Below are 19,379 nucleotides of genomic sequence, written 5' to 3' on the forward strand. Positions count from 1 at the left end.
GCACGATGGTCTCGATGGCGGTGCTCAACGCCGTGGCGTCGCTGGTGCTGCAGATGATGCAGCGCGTGGCGGCGGCCTTGTGGAGTGCCGATGTCGTCAACGCCCTCACGGAGCTGGATGCCGAGGGCTTCACCAACCAGGCGCTGCAGCAGGGCGGCTTCGGGCTGCTGATGACGGTGCTGATCGTGTGCGCACCGCCGATGGCCGCGAGGTTCTTCCGGGGGGCGATGAGGAGCTTCATGCCGTTCTCGGCGTTTGGGCAGGGGCAGGCAGCGGCATCGACGGCGCATCGGCAGGTAGAGCCCCACACCACAGGCATGGACCGAGATGCCTTCCGTCTGGCCACCGGAGGCATAGTGGATGAAACCAAAAATGGCGTCATCGGGCGGAACGACAACTGGGCCAATGCGTCAGCGACGCTTGCGTCGCCTGATAGCATCGTGTCGAGCCGGCGAACGTCCAACAATCCATACGGGTTGCCGGCCGCTACGTCCGGACTGTCAACGGATTTGCCGGGTCCGAAAGAATCAACGAGATTCGATGATGGCGCTGGCTTGGCTCAGCACGAGTTCACAGATCGAACGCGGCAAGCCTATGGAGCGGGAAGACTGCAACAGGCTAGCGACCGGACGTCTGGCATCGCTGAGACGGTCCACTCTGAGGCGATGGAACGAGCGCGCGCAGGAGCCGTTTTCCGGGATGCTGCCAACGTGTTTGGTGCCAAGGCCGTCACAGCTTACAACAATGGCAACGCCACCGAAGGCGATCGCTTCCTCAAATACTCGGCCGACTATTCGACGGAGAGTGCAAATGAGTTTGCGAGATCCAAGGCGCTCGAAGCCACCGCTCCAAAGTTCATGGTACCGGAACCGTTGATTCGCTTGTCGCAACTAGACCCATCTGACACCTACTATTTAGCGGGGGCCGTCACCGGGGCTGTCGTCAAAGGAAGCACTCTTCAGGCGGGAATTTTTATGAATCCTGGCCGCGGTGCCTCTGCTTTCGATTTTGGGATCACGTGGTCCACAGGTTCAGGCTGGGGGCTCGACGTCACTGCTTCTTTGGCTGCCGGATTTAGTAGAGGTCCGGCGGACAATCTTGCGGGCAGCTCGGTTTCGAATAATGTGGGAATTTCCATGGGCCCGGGTTTTGGCCAATCCAGTACTGTGATCGATGGCAAGGTAGCGGGCGGATCTCTCAGCATAGGAGTAAAGAACCTTGGAATTCCTGGAGGCACTGCATCAACCATGGACATGACGACCCGTACTTTTGGATATAGCGACATTCGCAGATTTTTTAGTGAACTGCAAAGTGACGACTGACGCTATGGCTGCATTACTAAGAAGATTTTTCTGCGTCTGGACTGCATCCTTTTCATCGGCATATTTCGTTTTCTATTTTTTCCTTGTTCCGTCTTGGATTTCTGAAGAATCAAAAAGAGCGATAGCAGCAACGATGCTTGCAATACTGTTTTCGGCAGTGATTGCAGCCTCTCTCTCTTGGCTTGGAATTTTGCTAAATTTCGCCAGATTGATCAGAGGAAAGCAAGACCGAATGGCCCCGGATCAAATTTTCCTGCTGCAATTGAGTGATAGAAATTTGGACACTCAAGGCAAATTGGCCAAGAGGCGAATGGTTGTATACATCGTCTTGTTTCTGCTTTCTCTTGCCTTGGGCGCAGCTCCAAAATTCATAATAGGCTGACGTGTCTTTGCACAAGGCAGCGGCCAACGTGCATAAAGGACGACCAAGCAGTCTTGATGGGTTTTTCGCCAGAGGGCTGCCCCAAGCCATCAACGGGCTTTTCACCGCTCGTCCGATCCGCTTGAAAAGGTCATCGACCAGAACCTGGCCTGGACCCAGCTGGCCGCAGGCGCCATCGACAGCGTCCAAGTGCCCGTGAGCGACCTGGCCACCGCCAAGGCGAAGGCCACTGCCGTGCTCATCGCCACCCTGGGGACGGCCCTGCTGCCGATGTACCAGTTGTCCACGGCGCTGATCCTCGGGTTCGCTCCGCTCTTGTGGCGGCGGCCTTGTGGAGTCCCGCCGGCACGGGTGTCAAGTGATTCCGAGCATCTTCTTGTTGGCGGCCGTATTGACCCCGCCACCCGCAAAATCATCGAACGCCCGGTCCGCCACGCGGATGATGTGCTGCGCAATGAACTCCGCCCCTTCACGCGCGCCATCCTCGGGATGCTTGATGCAGCACTCCCACTCCAGCACCGCCCAGCCCGGGAAGTCGTAGGCGGCCATCTTCGAGAAAATCGCGCCGAAGTCCACCTGTCCGTCGCCCAGCGAGCGGAAGCGCCCTGCCCGGTTCAGCCACGACTGGAAGCCGCCGTAGACGCCCTGCTTGCCGGTCGGGTTGAACTCGGCGTCCTTCACGTGAAAGATCTTGATGCGCTCGTGATAGTGGTCGATGTAGTCGAGGTAGTTGAGCTGCTGCAGCACGAAGTGGCTCGGGTCGTAGAGCAGGCAGGCGCGCGGATGGTTGTTCACGCGGTCGAGGAACATCTCGTAGGTCACGCCGTCGTGCAGGTCCTCGCCCGGGTGGATCTCGTAGCAGACGTCGACGCCGGCCTCGTCGAAGCGGTCGAGGATCGGCCTCCAGCGCCGTGCGAGCTCGTCGAAGGCTTCCTCGATGAGGCCGGGCGGGCGCGGCGGCCAGGAGTAGAGGTACGGCCATGCCAGCGCGCCGGAGAAGGTCGCGTGGGCTGTCAGGCCGAGGTGGGCGGAAGCCTGTGCGGCGTAGTGCAGTTGCTGGACCGCCCATTTCTGGCGTTTGGCCGGATCGTTGCGCACTTCGGCCGCGGCGAAGCCATCGAAGCCTGCGTCGTAAGCAGGGTGCACCGCGACCAGCTGGCCCTGGAGATGCGTCGACAGCTCGGTGATCTCGAGCCCGTGCGTCGCGAGCGTGCCCTTCACTTCGTCGCAATAGGTCTTGCTCTCGGCCGCCTTCTGGAGATCGAAGATGCGGCCGTCCCAGCTCGGGATCTGCACGCCCTTGTAGCCAAGGCCCGCCGCCCAGCCGGCAATGGCGTCGAGCGAGTTGAACGGCGCGGTGTCGCCGGTGAACTGGGCCAGAAAAATGGCCGGCCCCTTGATGGTCTTCATCGCTTGTCTCCTGGTCAATCGGCGCAAATGATGCACTGGATTGCGATCGCACAGGGTGAGGTGCCGTCCGACACGCCCCGGCGCCCGAGGGCGGTGTGCGCGTTGCGCAGGAACGTTTCACAATGGGCGCTCTGTCCACCCCGAGGGCGGCGCGCTTGCGCGGTGCCCCGATAGCGATGTCACAAACGGTTTCCGGGCGTCTGAAGATCGGCTTGTCCGCCTGTTTTTCCCATGCCGACCCCGCGCGCTCCTTGTTCACCAACAAGACGCTGCAGTACGTGGAGCAGTCGATCGCTCACTGGCTGATGTCGGCGGGAGCGATGGTGGTGATGGTCCCCTGTCCGACCGGCGAGACGGCACGTGGCGACACCAAGCTCTCGCACTATGCGGAGTGGCTCGACGGCGTGGTGATGCACGGCGGCGCGGACGTCTGGCCCGGCAGCTATGGCGAGGTGCCGCTCAAGGACGCGTGGGTCGGCGACCGCATCCGCGACCTCTACGACCTCGCGCTGGTGGAGGCCTTCGAGCAGGCCGGCAAGCCCATATTCGGCGTCTGCCGGGGCTTGCAGCTCATCAATGTGGCTTTCGGCGGCACGCTCTACCAGGACATCGAGGCGCAGCATCCCAACGCGCAGCGGCATCGCGATCCGGTCACCTACGACCAGAACTTCCATGAGATCCGGGTCACGCCGGGGTCTCGCCTCGCGCACCTCTATCCGGGCATGGAGACCGCGCGCGTCAACAGCATCCATCACCAGGGCGTGAAGGACCTCGCACCCGGTTTCGAGGTCGAGGCCTGGAGCATCCCCGACCATGTGGCCGAGGCCATCCGCCGCCGGCCGGACCGCGGCCGCAGCTACATCGCGGCGACCCAGTGGCATCCCGAGTTCCATCAGTACGGCGCCACCGACACGGTCGACGACACGGCCATCCTGCAGGACTTCCTCTGGGCTTGCGCGACAGCCAAGGTCAGCCCGCGCGGGCCGCTGCGCACCGCGCCCGGCCGCATCCGCAACCGCGCAGCGCGGCTGCTGCGGCAGGCGCTGCTGATGACCTGACTAGCGGCCGCTCTGATTCTTGTAGCCGCTGACGCCGGCATCGATCGTGCCGAACACGGTGATGCCGCTGCTGCCCGTGCTGCCGCTGGAGGCCGAGCCGCCGCCGGCGCCCGGCGCGGCGCAGCCGGCGAGCAGGCACACGGCTGCCGCGAACGAGATGGCAAGGAACTGCTTCATGCGAATCTCCGGTCTGTTTACGCCAGGTGCTTGCCCACGATCCCGGCCAGCTCGAACATCGTCACCTGGTCCTTGCCGAACACCGGCTTCAGCTTGGCGTCGGCATTGATGGCGCGCTTGTTGGCCGCATCCTGCAGGCCGTTGGCCTTGATGTAGTCCCACAGCTTCTTGATGACCTCGGTGCGCGGCACGGGCTCCGCGCCGATCACCGCAGCCAGTGCGTCGCTGGGCTTGAGCCCGGCGCCGGGCTTGCGCGGTGCCTTGGGCGCCGCGGCCTTCTTCGCTGCGACCTTCTTGGCGGCCGGCGCCTTTGCGGCCGTCTTCTTCGCCGCCGCCGGTGCGGCCTTGAAGGTCTTGCGCGGCGGGAACTTGCTGGTCCGGGGCTCGAACTCGAATGCGACCTTGCCCTCCTCCTTGTTCCACGCAAGGAAGGCCTTGAACGACCGGCGCGTACGCATCGAGACGAACTTGTCGAGCAGGTCGGTCTTGCCGGTGGCGAGCAGCTTTTCGACCTGCGCGCGATCCACCGGCTGCTGCAGGATGATCTTGCCGGTCTTGAAGTCGCAGCTTGGCGTGGGCTGCGCCTCGGTCGGCACCGACTTCTCGCAGACATAGTTGCTGCCGTACTCGAACACGCGAGCGGCACATTTCGGGCACGGGCCGAGCGATTCCTGGCCGGCGAAGTCGACGATCTCGCCGGTCTCGGCGTTCTTGTCGTCGCCGAAGTCGAACTCCAGCTTCCAGTTCTTCGCCTCGTCGTCGAACTTGAGGACGATCTCCGAGGTGAAAGGCCAGCCAGCCTTGGAGCGGAAGCCCTCCAGCGGCCCGATCTGCTTGTCGCGCAGCAGTTGCTCCGCCTCCTCCACTTCGAAGGTGCGGCCCGCGGGCGACTTGCCGAAGGAAAAGCCGCAAGGCTCCTGCCCGGGTTTGCCGGTGCAGGAATAGCGGCGGTAGTTCTCCTTCACCACGCCGCCGCAATTGGGGCACGGCGTTGCCAGCGTGGCGTAGTCGCCGGGCACGGTGTCGCGGTCGTACTCCTTGGCCTTCTTGACGATGTGCTCCGTCATCTCGGCGATCTCGCGCATGAAGGCTTCGCGGCTGAGCTTGCCGTGTTCCATCTGCGCGAGCTTGTATTCCCATTCGCCGGTGAGCTCGGCCTTGGACAGTTCCTCCACGCCGAGGCCGCGCAGCAGCGTCATGAGCTGGAAGGCCTTGGCGGTCGGGATCAGCTCGCGGCCTTCGCGGTGGATGTACTTCTCGGCCAGCAGGCCTTCGATGATCGCGGCGCGCGTGGCGGGAGTGCCGAGGCCCTTCTCCTGCATGGCCTCGCGCAGCTCGTCGTCGTCGATGGTCTTGCCTGCGCCTTCCATCGCGCCGAGCAAGGTGGCTTCCGAATAGCGCGCGGGCGGACGGGTCTTCAGGCCCTTGGGCTCGACGGATTCGACCTTCACCAGCTCGCCGGGCTTCACCGGCACGAGGCGCTTGCCGTCCTTGTCGTCTTCCTTCTCGTCGTCTTGGGCTTCCTTGCCGTAGATGGCGAGCCAGCCCGGCTTCACGAGCACCTTGCCGTCGGTGCGGAAGGGGTACTTCTTGCCGGCGTGCTCGACCGTGCTGATGCGGGTGGTCACCTGGTATTCGGCGCTCGGGAAGAACACCGACATGAAGCGGCGCACCACGAAGTCATAGAGCTTCTGCTCGGCGTCGGACAGGCCGCTCGGCGCCTGCAAGGTCGGGATGATCGCAAAGTGATCGCTGACCTTGGCGTTGTCGAAGATGCGCTTCGAAGGCTTCACGTAGTTGCCGTCGATCGCCTGCTTCGCAAAGGGCGCGAGGTGCTTCATGCCGCTGTCGGCGAGCATGCCCATGGTCTGCTTCACGACCGGCAGGTAGTCCTCGGGCAGCGCGCGCGAGTCGGTCCGCGGGTAGGTCAGCGCCTTGTGGCGTTCATAGAGGCTTTGCGCCAGCGCCAGCGTGGTCTTGGCGCTGAAGCCGAAGCGGCTGTTGGCCTCGCGTTGCAGCGAAGTCAGGTCGAACAGCAGGGGCGACGCCTGCGTGGTGGGCTTGCTTTCCTCGGTCACGGTGGCGGTCTTGCCGCGAGCGGCCTCGGCGATCTCGCGGGCTTCGCGCTCGTTCCAGATCCGGTCGGCCCGCTGCTCGGGGTCCGCCACGCCGTCGGGGCCGGGCGGCGGCTTCTTCCAGTTCGGGTCGAACCACTTGCCCGGGTACTCGCCCGCCTCTGCCAGGAAGCTGCCGTGCACTTCCCAATAGTCACGGCTCACGAACTTGCGGATCTTTTCCTCGCGCTCGACCACGACGGAGAGCGTCGGCGTCTGCACCCGGCCCACGGTGGTCAGGAAGAAGCCGCCGTCGCGCGAATTGAACGCCGTCATGGCGCGCGTGCCGTTGATGCCGACCAGCCAGTCGGCCTCCGAACGCGAGCGCGCGGCGTCGGCCAGCCCCTGCATCTGCTGCTCGCTGCGCAACTGGTCGAAGCCGTCGCGGATCGCCTGCGGTGTCATCGACTGCAGCCACAGCCGCTTGACCGGCTTGCCCAGCGGCGACTTGCCGCCCGCGTACTGCTCGATCAGGCGGAAGATCAGTTCGCCCTCGCGGCCCGCGTCGCAGGCGTTCACGAGCTGGGTCACGTCCTTGCGCTTGGCCTGCTTCACGACCGCGTTCAGGCGGGTCTTGGTCTTGTCGACCGGCTTGAGGTCGAAGCGAGGCGGGATCACCGGCAGGTTGGCGAAGCTCCACTTGCCGCGCTTGACGTCGAACTCCTCGGGCGCCTGGATCTCCACCAGGTGACCGACGGCGCTGGTCACGACGTACTTTTCGTTCTCGAAGTGTTCTTCGTGCTTGTCGAACTTGCCAGCCACGGGCGTGAGCGCCCGGACGATGTCCTGGGCCACCGATGGCTTCTCTGCAATCACCAAAGTCTTCATCAACGATTCCATTCTCAAAAAATAGGCCGACGCCGGGCCGCCCCAAGGCGGCCTGCGGCCCCCTCGGGGGGCAGCGACGACACGCAGTGCGGGAGCGTGGGGGCCACATCTACAATCTGGCGCTTCTCGCGTGCGTACGCGCACGCGCATGCGTACATATTCAAACTAACAGACTTCCGCGATGCCATCCAAATCCCCCGTTTCCGGCGGCCGCCGCATCCAGACGCGGCGCTCCGGCGTTCATGGCAACGGCGTCTTTGCCGTGCAGGATATAGCGGAGGGCGAAACGCTCATCGAGTACAAGGGCGAGGTCATCACCTGGAAGGAGGCGCTGCGCCGCCATCCGCACGACCCGACGCAGCCCAACCACACCTTCTACTTCCACATCGATGACGGCCGTGTGATCGACGGCGGCGTCAACGGCAATGCGGCGCGCTGGATCAATCATTCGTGCGAACCCAGTTGCGAGGCCGACGAGCAGGACGGCCGGGTCTTCATCAAGGCGCTGCGCAACATCGCGGCCGGCGAGGAGCTGAGCTACGACTACGGCCTGATCATCGACGAGCCGTACACGAAGAAGCTGAAGGCCGAATTCCCATGCTGGTGCGGTTCGGAAACCTGCCGCGGCACGCTGCTCGCCCCGAAGGACGACAAGGAAAAGAAGAGCGGGAAGAAGGGCAGGAAAAGCGGCAAGAAAAGCGGCAGGAAGGCCGAAAAGAAGCTCAGCAAGAAGCTTGGCAAGGACGGCGCCGAGGCGCTCAAGGAACCGAAGAAGAAGGCCAAGGCCGCCAAGGACGGCAAGTCGGCGAAAACCGGCAAGCGCTGATCATGGCCGCACCCTGGTTCGAGGACGAGATCGCGGGCGCATTGGCGCCCCTGGTGCCCGGGTTCGCCGTCGAGGTCGTTCCCGAGATCGATTCCACCAGCAGCGAACTCATGCGGCGTGCCCGTGACGGCCACCGGGCGCCCGTGCTGCTCGCCGCCGAGCGGCAGACCGCGGGGCATGGCCGGATGGGCCGCGCCTGGCAGAGCGCGCAGAGCGAGCGTGAACCTGCCACGCTGACCTTCTCGCTCGGCCTGCCCCTGGCGCCCAGGGATTGGTCGGGACTTTCGCTTGCCGTGGGCGTCAGCGTCGCGGAGAGTCTCGATCCGTCCAGTGCGGTGGGCCTGTCGCTCAAGTGGCCCAACGACCTGTGGTACCAGGAGCGCAAGCTGGTCGGCATCCTGATCGAGACCGCCGTGCTCCAGCCGGATGCCGCAGAGCGCTACCTGGTGATCGGCATCGGCATCAACATCGGCGCTCGCGATGCCACCGGCCTGAGCACGCCGCCCGCGTGGGTGCAAGAGTGGCGTCCGCTCGCCACCCCGGCAGAGGTGCTCCGCGACATCGCGCTGCCGCTGGTCCGCGACGTTCAGCTTTTCGACAGGGACGGCTTCGTGCCTTTTGCCGCCCGCTTCGCCGCGCGCGACGTCCTGCGCGGCCGCGAGGTGCGGCTCAGCGACGGCACCGAAGGCCTGTGCGAAGGCGTGGGCTGGGGCGGCGAACTGCTGGTGCGGACGGCTTCGGAGGTGAAGTCGATCATCAGCGCGGAAGTCAGCGTGCGGCCCGTGCGCACGCGGCCATGATGCTGCGGTTGCTGGTCGTTGTGCTGCTGCTTGCGAACCTCGGCTACTTTGCCTGGACGCGCGGCGGGCTCGCGGTCTTCGGCACCGAGCCCGCTCGCTTCAGCGAGCGCGAGCCGCAGCGCCTGACGCAACAGGTGCGGCCGCAGATGCTTCAGATTCGCAAGGTCGAGGCGCCCAAGCCCTAGGCGCGGGACCGGTCGGCGCGGCGCTCGCTTTCGTTCGCGTCGAAGCGCAGGCTCACCAGCGTGCCCGGCGGTTGCTGGCCCGGGTGCGCATCTTCCAGGCGCACCGTCGCGAAGTGCTGGCGTGCGATCTCCAGCACGATCGGCAGGCCCAGGCCCGAGCCGTCCGCTTCATTGCCCAGCACGCGATAGAAGGGCTGGAACACCAGCTCCCGCTCGCTCTCGGCGATGCCGGGCCCGTTGTCCTCGACCTGCAGCACGACGATGCGGCCGAAGGGATCGGCCAGCACCCGCGCGGTGATCACACCTGTCCGTTCCGGCGTGGAAGGCGTGTAGTTGATCGCGTTGTCGAGCAGGTTGCGCACCAGTTCCTTGAGAAGCGTGGGGTTGCCCTCGAAGGCCACGCCGGGCGCGCCCGGTTCGGCGCCTTCGTAGCCCAGGTCGATGCGCTTGTCGATCGCGCGCGGCACCGCTTCACGCACCACTTCGATCGTGAGCCGCGCGAGGTCGCAGGGCTGCCGCCCGCGACCGATGTTGGCGCCGCTGCCCTCCGCGCGAGCGAGCGACAGCAACTGGTTGACCGTGTGCGTCGCGCGCACGCTCGCGCGGCCGATCTGCTTGAGGGATTGCTTCAATTCATTGGCGTTGGCGCCCTCGCGCTGGGCCAGGTCGGCCTGCATGCGCAGGCCTGCCAGCGGGGTCTTGAGCTGGTGCGCCGCATCGGCGAGGAAGCGCTTCTGGGTGCCGATCGAATCGTTGAGCTTGTTCAGCAGGTCGTTGACCGACAGCACCAGCGGGACCACTTCGAGCGGCACGGAGGACTCGTCGAGCGGGCTCAGGTCGCCCGGCCGGCGCTCGCGGATGCGCGCTTCCACCACGGACAGCGGCTTGATGCCGCGCACCAGCGCCAGCCAGATCAGCAGCACCGCCAGCGGCAGGATCGCGAACTGCGGCAGCAGCACGCCCTTGATGATCTCGGTCGCCAGCACCGACTGCTTCTCGCGCGTCTCGGCCACCTGCAGCAGCGTCGGCGGCGCATCGGGCGTGGTCCCGGCGAGCCACAGCGAGGCGATGCGCACGGCCTTGCCATGGATCTGGCCGTTGCTCAGGTAGACCACGCCGGGGGTCGGGGGATCGTCAGTGCCGGGAAACGGAATCTCCCGTTCGCCGCTGAGCAGCGTGCCGTGCCCGTCGAGCAACTGGTAGTACACGCGGTCGACGTCGTCGCCGCCCAGGATTTCGCGCGCCGGCTGCGGCAGCACGAACTGGATGCGCCCGTTTTCCACGTCGACCAGCCGCGCGAGGATCTGGATGTTGGCTTCCAGCGCCCGATCGAAAGGTGCATTCGCGATGCCCTGCGCCACCAGCCATGTGACGCCGATGCTGACCGGCACCAGCAACAGGAGCGGCGTGAGCATCCAGTCGAGGATCTCGCCAAACAGGGAGCGCTGTGCGCGCTGAAAGAGTTTCAAGCGGGCCCCCAGGCTTGCCCGCTGCGTGTGGCGGCCCACTCCTGGCCGGGGGCAACACCAGCGGCCCGGCGAAGCCGGTTCCGCGGTGTTTCACGAACGGGCCTGGCCGCGCCGGCCGGCCGGTTCATGGATCGCTGGTTGTGCGAGACGCCATGAGGCATCAGGAGGGGATTTTCTCGAGGCAATAGCCCAGGCCGCGCACGGTGGCGATGCGCACCGGCCCCTTCTCGATCTTCTTGCGCAAGCGATGGATGTAGACCTCGATCGCATTGAGGCTGACTTCCTCGCCCCATTCGCACAGCCGCTCGACGAGCTGGTCCTTGCTCACCAGGCGGCCGGCGCGTTGCAGCAGCACTTCGAGCAGGCCGAGTTCGCGTGCGGAGAGTTCGATCATCTTGCCGTCGATGGTCGCGACGCGTCCGGCCTGGTCGTAGACCAGCGGTCCGTGCTTGATCGCGTTGCTCGTGCCACCCATGCCGCGCCGCGTGAGCGCACGCACGCGGGCCTCGAGCTCCTGCAGCGAGAAGGGCTTGGCCATGTAGTCGTCGGCGCCGTAGTCCAGGCCCTTGACCCGCTCCTCGACGCTGTCGGCGGCGGTCAGCACCAGAACCGGCAATTGCGAGCCGCGCGCACGCAGCCGCTTGAGGATTTCGAGACCGTGCATGTTGGGCAGGCCGAGGTCGAGGATCAGCAGGTCGAATTCGCTGTTGGTCATCAGCGCCGCGTCGGCTTGCGAGCCGGTCGCGACATGGTCGACCGCCGAGCCGGAGGTGCGCAGGCTGCGCAGGAGTGCGTCGGCCAGCACCTGGTCATCTTCCGCAATCAGTATCCGCATGCCGTGCCTCCAGACATCGCGGCTCGCACATGCTGCCGCGCCCTTCTACCTGTCAACTCCCTTTCGAATTCTAGGCCGCCGCATAGGCTTCGAGGCCGATGGTTACCACGGTGGCGATTTCGTCGCCGACGCTGGCGCGGAACTCCGTTTCCGCCTGCGCGACCGCGTTTCGGAAAGCCTCGAGCCAGGCAAGGCCGTCGGCCGTGAACAGCACGCGGCGTGCGCGAGCGTCGAGCGGATCGGGCCCGCGCGTCACCAGGCCCCAGGCCTCGCACTGGTCGACCAGCGCGCCCATCGCCTGCTTGGTCATGCCGGCGCGCCCGGCGAGTTCGGTCAGGCGCGAGCCGTCGCGGGCGAGGTGCCGCGTGATGTGGACGTGCGCGGCGCTGACCTGCGCACGCGCGGCGAGATTCGAGAGCGCGAGCGGCACCTCGGCGTCGTGGGCCATCAGCGCGAGCACGCGCTCGTCGAACCGGCGCATGGCATGGCCGAGCAGGCGGCCCAGGTGGGTTTGCCGCCAGGCATCGTGGTCGATCGGAAAAACAGGGTCGGACATGGCGCCCTGATAGTAAAGCAAACTGACCAAAAAATGAGTTTACTCGCACTCATTGGCCTCTACACTACTGTTCAAGCATCCAGCCTGTAATTAAAAGCAGCGGGATGAATCCCACCCAACCCGTTGATATTCAAGGAGTTTTCCACATGGACGCAGTCGTCAAGGGCGCAAGCATCTCGGTCGCCAGCAGCGAAAAGGCCAAAGCCCTCCAGGCAGCGCTGGCCCAGATCGAAAAGCAGTTCGGCAAGGGCACGATCATGCGGCTCGGCGAAGGCGAAGCGCTGGAAGACATCCAGGTGGTCTCCACCGGCTCGCTCGGCCTCGACATCGCGCTCGGCGTCGGCGGCCTGCCGCGCGGCCGGGTGATCGAGATCTACGGCCCGGAATCGTCCGGCAAGACCACGCTCACGCTCCAGGTCATCGCCGAGATGCAGCGCCAGGCCGGCACCTGCGCCTTCGTCGATGCCGAGCACGCGCTGGACGTGCAGTACGCGCAGAAGCTCGGCGTGAACCTCTCCGACCTGCTGATCAGCCAGCCCGACACCGGCGAGCAGGCGCTCGAGATCGTCGATTCGCTGGTGCGTTCCGGCGCGGTCGACCTGATCGTGGTCGACTCGGTCGCCGCGCTCACGCCCAAGGCCGAAATCGAAGGCGAAATGGGCGACTCGCTGCCCGGCCTGCAGGCCCGCCTGATGAGCCAGGCGCTGCGCAAGCTGACTGCCACCATCAAGAAGACCAACTGCATGGTCATCTTCATCAACCAGATCCGCATGAAGATCGGCGTGATGTTCGGCTCGCCCGAAACCACCACCGGCGGCAATGCGCTGAAGTTCTACGCCTCGGTGCGCCTGGACATCCGCCGCATCGGCACCATCAAGAAGGGCGACGAGGCGATCGGCAACGAGACCAAGGTCAAGGTGGTCAAGAACAAGGTCTCGCCACCTTTCAAGACGGCAGAGTTCGACATCCTGTTCGGTGAGGGCATCAGCCGCGAGGGCGAGATCATCGACATGGGCGTGACCGCCAAGATCGTCGACAAGTCGGGTGCCTGGTACGCCTACAACGGCGAGAAGATCGGGCAGGGCCGCGACAACGCGCGCGAGTTCCTGCGCGAGAACCGCGAGCTGTCGCGCGAGATCGAGAACAAAGTGCGCGAATCGCTGGGCATTCCGCTCCTGTTGGCCGAGGCGGCCGACGCACCGGCACCGGTCGAGAAAGAGAAGAAGTAAGAGCCCGCGGGGCTCGCGCCACCCGCCCGGCGCGGCGGGTGCGCTTCGAGACGCAGCAGCGATTCAACGTACGCCATGGCCTTTGCCGCTCCATCTCTCAAGGGGCGCGCGCTGCGACTGCTGAGCCAGCGGGAGCATTCGCGCGCCGAACTCGAACGCAAGCTCGCGAAGTACGAGGAACAGTCCGGCGAGCTGGCACGCGCGCTCGATGAGCTGGCGGCCAAGGATTTCATCAGCGAGGCGAGGGTGGTGCAATCCGTCCTGCATCAACGCGCGGCGCGCCACGGCGCGGCGCGCGTGCGCCAGGAACTCCTGCACAAGGGCATCGCGCCCGAGGCGGTCGCCGAAGCGGTCGCCAGCTTGCAGGGCAGCGAACTCGACCGTGCCCGTGAAGTCTGGCGCCGCCGTTTCGGCGAGCTGCCGCAGGATGCGGCGGAGCGGGCAAAGCAGACGCGATTTCTCCTGGCCCGCGGATTCGCCAGCGCCGTGGCCGCACGCGTGCTGCGCTACGACCCCGATGAATAGGCCAACGCCGGCGTAGCCAGCCCGTTCCAGAAACACCGCGGAACCGGCTTCGCCGGGCCGCCGGTGTTGCCCCCGGTCGGGGGTGGGCGGCCACACGAAGTGGGCAAGCCTGGGGGCGAGGTCAGATCCCCAGCATCAATCTGAGGTTTTGCACGGCGGCGCCGCTCGCGCCCTTGCCCAGGTTGTCCAGCCGGGCGATGACGACCGCATGGCGGTGGTCTTCGTTCGGGAACACGCGGATGTCGAGCTGATTGGTGTCGTTGAGCGACAGCGCATCGATCTTGCCGTCCTCGGTGGGCGGCAGCACCTTCACGAACTGCTCCGGCGTGTTGCTCTTCGCGTAGTGCGCGGCAAGTGCATCGTGCAGGTCGCTCGCCTTCGGGCGGTCGGGCAGGTCGTCCAGATGCAGGGGCAACTGCACCAGCATGCCCTGCTTGAAGTTGCCGACGGAAGGAATGAAGACCGGCCGGCGCGTGAGACCGGTGTATTTCATGATCTCGGGGATGTGCTTGTGCTTGAGCCCGAGCGCATAGGTCTCGAACAGGGGCGCCTGGCCGCTCTCGTAGGCTTCGATCATCGTGCGCCCGCCGCCGGAATAGCCGCTGACGGAGGGCAGGGCGATCGGAAAGTCGGGCGGCAGGAGCCCGGCGTCGACCAGCGGGCGGACGATGGCGATGGCGCCGGTGGCGTAGCAGCCGGGGTTGGCCACGCGCTCGGCCTTGGCCACGGCTTCCTTCTGTCCGGCGGCGAGTTCGGGGAAGCCGAACACCCATCCCGCCGCCGTGCGGTGCGCGGTGGAGGCATCGATGATCTTGGGGCGGCGGCCTTCGAGCTGGTCGATCAGCGCGACGGATTCACGCGCGGCATCGTCGTGCAGGCACAGCACGACCAGATCGACGCCGGACATCAGCTCGCGCTTGGCGGCTACATCCTTGCGCAGCTCGGGGGCGATGCTGACGAGTTCGACCTGCGGCATCTTCTGGAGCCGCTCGCGGATCTGGAGGCCGGTGGTGCCGGCTTCGCCATCGATGAAGACCTTGACCATGACGGGGAGCCTCTGGATGCTTCTGGAGAAAGTACGTATTGACCACAGCGACGGGTCTGCCGTTGGTGCGGCGCACCATGATACAGTCCTCTGCTGTCCGCCGCCCCCGCCGTCAGGCGCCGTGGCCCGTGGACAACAGCCAAATTCTCCCGTTCTCTAAACCTCGATCCGAGAGACACCCTCATGAAGATTCACGAGTACCAAGGCAAGGAAATTCTTGCCAAGTTCGGTGTGCCTGTGCCGCGCGGCATTCCGGCGTACACAGTGCAGGAGGCGGTCGAAGCCGCTCAAAAGCTCGGCGGCCCGGTCTGGGTTGTCAAGGCCCAGATCCACGCGGGTGGCCGCGGCAAGGGCGGCGGCGTCAAGGTCGCGAAATCGATCGAAGACGTCAAGAAGCTCGCCGGCGAAATCCTCGGCATGCAGCTCAAGACGCACCAGACCGGTCCTGAAGGCCAGAAGGTCCGTCGCCTCTACATCGAGGACGGCGCCGACATCCAGAAGGAATACTACGTCTCGGCCGTGACCGACCGCGCCACCCAGAAGGTGGCCTTCATCGCTTCGAGCGAAGGCGGCATGGACATCGAGGAAGTGGCGCATTCCACGCCCGAGAAGATCATCACGGTCTTCGCCGACCCGAAGGACGGCCTGACCGACGCGCAGGCCCGGCAGATCGCCGACGGCATCGGCATCCCGGCCGAGTCCACCGCCCAGGCCGTGGACATCTTCAAGAAGCTCTACACCTGCTACATGGAGACTGACGCCTCGCTGGTCGAGATCAACCCGCTCAACCGTGACAGCAAGGGCAACATCATCGCCCTGGACGCCAAGTTCAACTTCGACAGCAACGCGCTGTTCCGCCACCCCGAGATCGTGGCGCTGCGCGACCTCGACGAGGAAGACGCGGCCGAAGTCGAAGCCAGCAAGTTCGACCTCGCCTACATCAGCCTCGACGGCAACATCGGCTGCCTGGTGAACGGCGCCGGCCTCGCCATGGCGACGATGGACACCATCAAGCTCTTCGGCGGCGAGCCCGCCAACTTCCTCGACGTGGGCGGCGGCGCCACCCCCGAGAAGGTGACCGAAGCCTTCAAGATCATGCTGAAGAACAAGAACGTCGAGGCCATCCTCGTCAACATCTTCGGCGGCATCATGAAGTGCGACACCATCGCCACCGGCGTGATCGCAGCCTGCAAGGCCGTGAACCTGCAAGTGCCGCTGGTCGTCCGCATGAAAGGTACCAACGAAGTCGAAGGCAAGAAGCTGCTGGCCGATTCGGGCCTGCCGATCATCAGCGCCGACACCATGGCGGAAGCGGCCCAGAAGGTCGTGGCAGCAGTCAAGAAAGCCTAAGGAAACGTCATGTCGATCTACATCAACAAAGACACCAAAGTCATCACGCAAGGCATCACCGGCAAGACCGGCCAGTTCCACACCGAGAAGTGCCAGGAATACGCGAACGGCAAGAACTGCTTCGTGGCCGGCGTGAACCCGAAGAAGGCCGGCGAGTCGATCTTCAACATCCCGATCTTCGGCTCCGTCAAGGAAGCCGCGACGCAGACCGGCGCGACCGTGTCGGTGATCTACGTGCCGCCGGCAGGTGCCGCCGCCGCGATCTGGGAAGCCGTCGAGGCCGACCTGGACCTGGCGATCTGCATCACCGAAGGCATCCCGGTGCGCGACATGCTCGAAGTGCGCAACAAGATGAAGGCCAAGGAAGCCGCCGGCGGCAAGAAGACCCTGCTGCTCGGCCCGAACTGCCCCGGCCTGATCACGCCCGACGAGATCAAGATCGGCATCATGCCCGGCCACATCCACCGCAAGGGCCGCATCGGCGTGGTCAGCCGCTCCGGCACGCTGACCTATGAAGCCGTGGCGCAGCTCACCGAGATCGGCCTCGGCCAATCGTCGGCGGTCGGCATCGGCGGCGACCCGATCAACGGCCTGAAGCACATCGACGTGATGAAGGCGTTCAACGACGATCCGGACACCGACGCGGTCATCATGATCGGCGAGATTGGCGGCCCCGACGAGGCCGACGCGGCCCGCTGGTGCAAGGACAACATGAAGAAGCCGATCGTCGGCTTCATCGCCGGCGTGACGGCGCCTCCCGGCAAGCGCATGGGCCATGCCGGCGCGCTGATCTCCGGCGGTGCCGACACCGCCGATGCCAAGCTCGCCATCATGGAAGAATGCGGCTTCACGGTGACGCGCAACTTCTCGGAGCTGGCCAAGCGGCTCAAGGAACTTCTCTGATCAGTTCGCTCCCTCGCTGACCACACAAGAAGAAAGCGCCCGCAATTCCGATTGCGGGCGCTTTTTCAATCAATAACAGTGGAATAGAGACATGGAATACTTGCAAACCGCGGACTTCTGGATCGGCCTGCTCAAGATCGTCTGGATCAACATCATCCTTTCCGGTGACAACGCCGTGGTGATCGCCATGGCTGCACGCTCGCTGCCGCCGCACCAGCAGCGCACGGCAGTGCTGTTCGGCTCGGGCGCGGCGGTGGTGCTGCGGATCGCCCTGACCGTGGTCGCGGCCAAGCTCCTGGCGCTGCCTTACCTGCAGATCGTCGGCGGCCTGCTGCTGCTGTGGATCGGCACGCAGTTGCTCAGCGAGGAAGAAGACGGGGAGGGCGAGGACAAGGAATACGGCAGCATGATGGCGGCGGTGCGGACCATCCTCCTGGCCGACCTGGTCATGAGCCTGGACAACGTGATCGCGGTCGCCGCGGCGGCGCAAGGCAGCATGGTGCTGCTGATCCTCGGCCTCGCGATCAGTATTCCGTTGGTGATTTTTGGCAGTACGCTCATGATCAAGCTCATGGAACGTTTCCCCATCATCGTCATGCTCGGCGCCGCCCTCATCGGCTGGGTCGGTGGCGAGACGATCGTGAGCGATACGATCCTGCGCGCCGTCCTGGCGGCCAACCCCTGGCTGCACTACGCGGCCGCTGTGGCCGGCGCGGTCTTCGTGGTGGCAGTGGGCCGGTGGCTGCAGCTGCAGAAGCGTGCGCGCACCCAGCACTGATCGTTCGCATTTCAACTGATTGAGTCATGGCAAATTCCGGCGCACCCGTTTCCACCGAATCCGGCGTGCTGACCTGGGATTTCGCCGCGCTCACCGATCCCGGCCGGGTGCGCGCCAACAACGAGGACACGATCGCCTTCGATGCCTCGCTGGGGCTGGTGCTCCTGGCCGACGGGATGGGCGGCTACAACGGCGGCGAAGTCGCGAGCGGCATGGCCATCGCGTTGCTCCAGGCGAGCTTCGGGCGCTGGCTGGCGCATGCGGGGCCTCACGCCAACCCGAAGGCGATACGCCGCGCCTTGCAGGCGGGCACCGACGAAGCCAATGCGGCCATCCTCGAAGCCGGCATCGCCAACGTGCAGCTGCAGGGCATGGGGACCACGCTGGTGCTGGCCGCTTTCGGTTCGCAACGCGCCATCATTGGCCACATCGGCGATTCCCGCTGCTACCGGCTGCGGGACGAAAAATTCGATCTGCTCACACGCGACCACTCACTCCTGCAGGAGCAACTCGATGCCGGCGCCATCACGCCGGAGCAGGCAGTGCAGTCGCCGCACCGCAACCTGGTCACGCGTGCGCTGGGAATCGAACGCCACGTCGAACTGGAGATGCACGAACACAGCGTGATGCCCGGCGACCTGTTCCTCCTGTGCTCCGATGGCCTCAGCGAGATGGTTTCGGACGCGCAGCTTTTCACACTTTTGTTACAAGATATCGGCCTGCCTGAGAAAGCAACACTTTTGGTTGCAACTGCCAACGACAATGGTGGCCGGGATAACATTTCGGTTGTCCTGGCTCGGGCAGGTGGGAGCGAGACGCCCGAGGTCCCCGGATAGCAAGGTCAAGGAAACATCCACCGCAAGGGCCCGCTGTGAATAGAAAAAAGAGATGCAGGAGTCGGTCATGCCGAAATTGATCGTTTCGATCGACGGTGTCGTCATCAAGGAGGTGACGCTCGCCAAGGACCGCACGACGCTGGGACGGCGGCCGTACAACGATATCGTGGTCGACAATCTGGCGATCAGCGGCGAGCATGCCGTGCTGCACATGATCGGCGGCGATGTCTACCTGGAAGATCTCAACAGCACCAACGGCACCTACGTCAACGGACGTGCCATCAAGAAGCAGGCGCTCGAGCAGAACGACATCATCGAGGTCGGCAAGTACAAGGTCCGCTACGTGGCGGCCGCCGGCGCGCCTGAAAGCGCGACAACGACGCGCACCATCGTTTCTCCTGCGCCCTCCGGCCCGATCCCGCTTTCATCGGCACCCACGGTGCAGGCACCGCTCGGCGGTGGCACCGCGGGCGTTGCAGTCATCCGCGTCCTCTCCGGCTCCGGAGCCGGGCGTGAGCTTTCCCTGCAGAAGGTCGTCACTACCATCGGCAAGCCCGGCGTGGCCGTCGCTGCCGTCACGCGGCGCTTGCACGGCTACGTGGTGGCGCCGATCGACGGCGGTACCGCGCTCAACGGCGAACCCCTCGGCAGCGAGGCCGTGGCGCTGCAGGACGGCGATGTGCTCGAACTCGGCGGCACGCGGATGCAGTTCGTCGTCACCTGATCTTTCTCCGCGGGCCCGGATGAGCGC

The 19,379-nt window shown here is 65.2% G+C and carries 21 protein-coding genes; 13 read left to right on the forward strand and 8 right to left on the reverse strand.

Annotated features, from left to right (window positions below; all coding sequences use genetic code 11):
* Together QTH97_RS13705 and QTH97_RS13710 are read left to right on the forward strand one after the other, a co-directional pair.
* Positions 1-1,322: hypothetical protein (locus QTH97_RS13705; protein ID WP_286568741.1), on the forward strand; the 1,322-nt coding region annotated here is incomplete at its 5' end.
* A gap of 4 nt (positions 1,323-1,326) precedes the next feature.
* The gene (locus QTH97_RS13710; RefSeq protein WP_286568743.1) at positions 1,327-1,704 is read left to right on the forward strand and encodes a hypothetical protein; all 378 of its coding nucleotides are present in this window, start codon (positions 1,327-1,329) and stop codon (positions 1,702-1,704) included.
* Positions 1,705-1,805: 101 nt separating this feature from the next.
* Here the strand turns inward: QTH97_RS13710 and QTH97_RS13715 are convergent, their stop codons facing one another.
* Together QTH97_RS13715 and QTH97_RS13720 are read right to left on the reverse strand one after the other, a co-directional pair.
* Positions 1,806-1,991 carry a hypothetical protein gene (locus tag QTH97_RS13715; RefSeq protein WP_286568744.1) on the reverse strand — a complete coding sequence of 62 codons (186 nt, stop codon included), beginning with the start codon at positions 1,989-1,991 and terminating at the stop codon, positions 1,806-1,808.
* Positions 1,992-2,058: 67 nt separating this feature from the next.
* Positions 2,059-3,114: a sugar phosphate isomerase/epimerase family protein gene (locus QTH97_RS13720; RefSeq protein ID WP_286568745.1), complete on the reverse strand. Its 1,056-nt coding sequence runs from the start codon at positions 3,112-3,114 to the stop codon at positions 2,059-2,061.
* A gap of 176 nt (positions 3,115-3,290) precedes the next feature.
* On the opposite strand from QTH97_RS13720, the gene QTH97_RS13725 reads away from it, so the two are divergent.
* Complete coding sequence (locus QTH97_RS13725) at positions 3,291-4,172, forward strand: gamma-glutamyl-gamma-aminobutyrate hydrolase family protein (protein ID WP_286568747.1); 882 nt, start codon at positions 3,291-3,293, stop codon at positions 4,170-4,172.
* Here the strand turns inward: QTH97_RS13725 and QTH97_RS13730 are convergent, their stop codons facing one another.
* Together QTH97_RS13730 and QTH97_RS13735 are read right to left on the reverse strand one after the other, a co-directional pair.
* Positions 4,173-4,349 carry a hypothetical protein gene (locus QTH97_RS13730; RefSeq protein ID WP_286568748.1) on the reverse strand — a complete coding sequence of 59 codons (177 nt, stop codon included), beginning with the start codon at positions 4,347-4,349 and terminating at the stop codon, positions 4,173-4,175. It abuts the gene before it with no gap.
* A gap of 17 nt (positions 4,350-4,366) precedes the next feature.
* The gene (locus QTH97_RS13735) at positions 4,367-7,291 is read right to left on the reverse strand and encodes a DNA topoisomerase III (protein ID WP_286568749.1); all 2,925 of its coding nucleotides are present in this window, start codon (positions 7,289-7,291) and stop codon (positions 4,367-4,369) included.
* Positions 7,292-7,472: 181 nt separating this feature from the next.
* Between QTH97_RS13735 and QTH97_RS13740 the strand changes: the two genes are divergently transcribed.
* The 3 genes from QTH97_RS13740 to QTH97_RS13750 are packed head-to-tail and all read left to right on the forward strand — an operon-like array spanning position 7,473 to position 9,102.
* Positions 7,473-8,117: an SET domain-containing protein gene (locus tag QTH97_RS13740; protein WP_286568751.1), complete on the forward strand. Its 645-nt coding sequence runs from the start codon at positions 7,473-7,475 to the stop codon at positions 8,115-8,117.
* Between the two features lie 2 nt (positions 8,118-8,119).
* A complete protein-coding gene (locus QTH97_RS13745; protein ID WP_286568752.1) occupies positions 8,120-8,917 on the forward strand; it encodes a biotin--[acetyl-CoA-carboxylase] ligase in 798 nt (265 codons plus the stop codon).
* Positions 8,914-9,102: a sporulation protein gene (locus tag QTH97_RS13750; RefSeq protein WP_286568753.1), complete on the forward strand. Its 189-nt coding sequence runs from the start codon at positions 8,914-8,916 to the stop codon at positions 9,100-9,102. Before QTH97_RS13745 ends, QTH97_RS13750 begins: the two co-directional genes overlap by 4 nt.
* On the opposite strand, the gene QTH97_RS13755 is transcribed toward QTH97_RS13750, so the two are convergent.
* From QTH97_RS13755 to QTH97_RS13765, 3 genes are all read right to left on the reverse strand, one after another.
* Positions 9,099-10,571, reverse strand: coding sequence for a sensor histidine kinase (locus QTH97_RS13755; protein ID WP_286568754.1), 1,473 nt, complete (start codon positions 10,569-10,571; stop codon positions 9,099-9,101). The two genes, QTH97_RS13750 and QTH97_RS13755, sit on opposite strands and share 4 nt — an antisense overlap.
* A 160-nt stretch (positions 10,572-10,731) precedes the next feature.
* Positions 10,732-11,406: a response regulator gene (locus tag QTH97_RS13760; protein ID WP_093165483.1), complete on the reverse strand. Its 675-nt coding sequence runs from the start codon at positions 11,404-11,406 to the stop codon at positions 10,732-10,734.
* A gap of 70 nt (positions 11,407-11,476) precedes the next feature.
* Positions 11,477-11,962, reverse strand: a complete 486-nt coding sequence (locus tag QTH97_RS13765) for a MarR family winged helix-turn-helix transcriptional regulator (protein ID WP_286568758.1) — start codon at positions 11,960-11,962, stop codon at positions 11,477-11,479.
* Between the two features lie 146 nt (positions 11,963-12,108).
* Here QTH97_RS13765 and recA point away from each other — a divergent pair, with 146 nt between their 5' ends.
* Both recA and recX read left to right on the forward strand, forming a co-directional pair.
* Positions 12,109-13,191, forward strand: a complete 1,083-nt coding sequence (gene recA / locus QTH97_RS13770; RefSeq protein WP_286568759.1) for a recombinase RecA — start codon at positions 12,109-12,111, stop codon at positions 13,189-13,191.
* Positions 13,192-13,266: 75 nt separating this feature from the next.
* Positions 13,267-13,716 carry a recombination regulator RecX gene (recX, locus tag QTH97_RS13775; protein ID WP_286568761.1) on the forward strand — a complete coding sequence of 150 codons (450 nt, stop codon included), beginning with the start codon at positions 13,267-13,269 and terminating at the stop codon, positions 13,714-13,716.
* Positions 13,717-13,837: 121 nt separating this feature from the next.
* Here the strand turns inward: recX and argC are convergent, their stop codons facing one another.
* On the reverse strand, positions 13,838-14,761 hold the full coding sequence (gene argC / locus QTH97_RS13780; protein WP_286568762.1) for an N-acetyl-gamma-glutamyl-phosphate reductase: 924 nt from the start codon (positions 14,759-14,761) through the stop codon (positions 13,838-13,840).
* Positions 14,762-14,944: 183 nt separating this feature from the next.
* Between argC and sucC the strand changes: the two genes are divergently transcribed.
* The 5 genes from sucC (at position 14,945) to QTH97_RS13805 (ending at position 19,352) form a co-directional block, all read left to right on the forward strand.
* A complete protein-coding gene (gene sucC / locus QTH97_RS13785) occupies positions 14,945-16,111 on the forward strand; it encodes an ADP-forming succinate--CoA ligase subunit beta (protein ID WP_286568764.1) in 1,167 nt (388 codons plus the stop codon).
* A 9-nt stretch (positions 16,112-16,120) separates the two neighbouring features.
* On the forward strand, positions 16,121-17,014 hold the full coding sequence (gene sucD, locus QTH97_RS13790; protein WP_286568766.1) for a succinate--CoA ligase subunit alpha: 894 nt from the start codon (positions 16,121-16,123) through the stop codon (positions 17,012-17,014).
* 91 nt (positions 17,015-17,105) lie between these two features.
* Positions 17,106-17,792 carry a TerC family protein gene (locus QTH97_RS13795; protein ID WP_286568767.1) on the forward strand — a complete coding sequence of 229 codons (687 nt, stop codon included), beginning with the start codon at positions 17,106-17,108 and terminating at the stop codon, positions 17,790-17,792.
* A gap of 26 nt (positions 17,793-17,818) precedes the next feature.
* On the forward strand, positions 17,819-18,628 hold the full coding sequence (locus QTH97_RS13800; protein WP_286568769.1) for a Stp1/IreP family PP2C-type Ser/Thr phosphatase: 810 nt from the start codon (positions 17,819-17,821) through the stop codon (positions 18,626-18,628).
* Positions 18,629-18,695: 67 nt separating this feature from the next.
* Entirely contained in the window at positions 18,696-19,352 is a 657-nt protein-coding gene (locus tag QTH97_RS13805; RefSeq protein ID WP_286568770.1) for an FHA domain-containing protein, read from the forward strand.
* The last annotated feature ends 27 nt before the right edge of the window (positions 19,353-19,379 follow it).

The organism is Variovorax gracilis (assembly GCF_030317115.1).
Classification (GTDB): Bacteria; Pseudomonadota; Gammaproteobacteria; order Burkholderiales; family Burkholderiaceae_C; genus Variovorax; species Variovorax gracilis.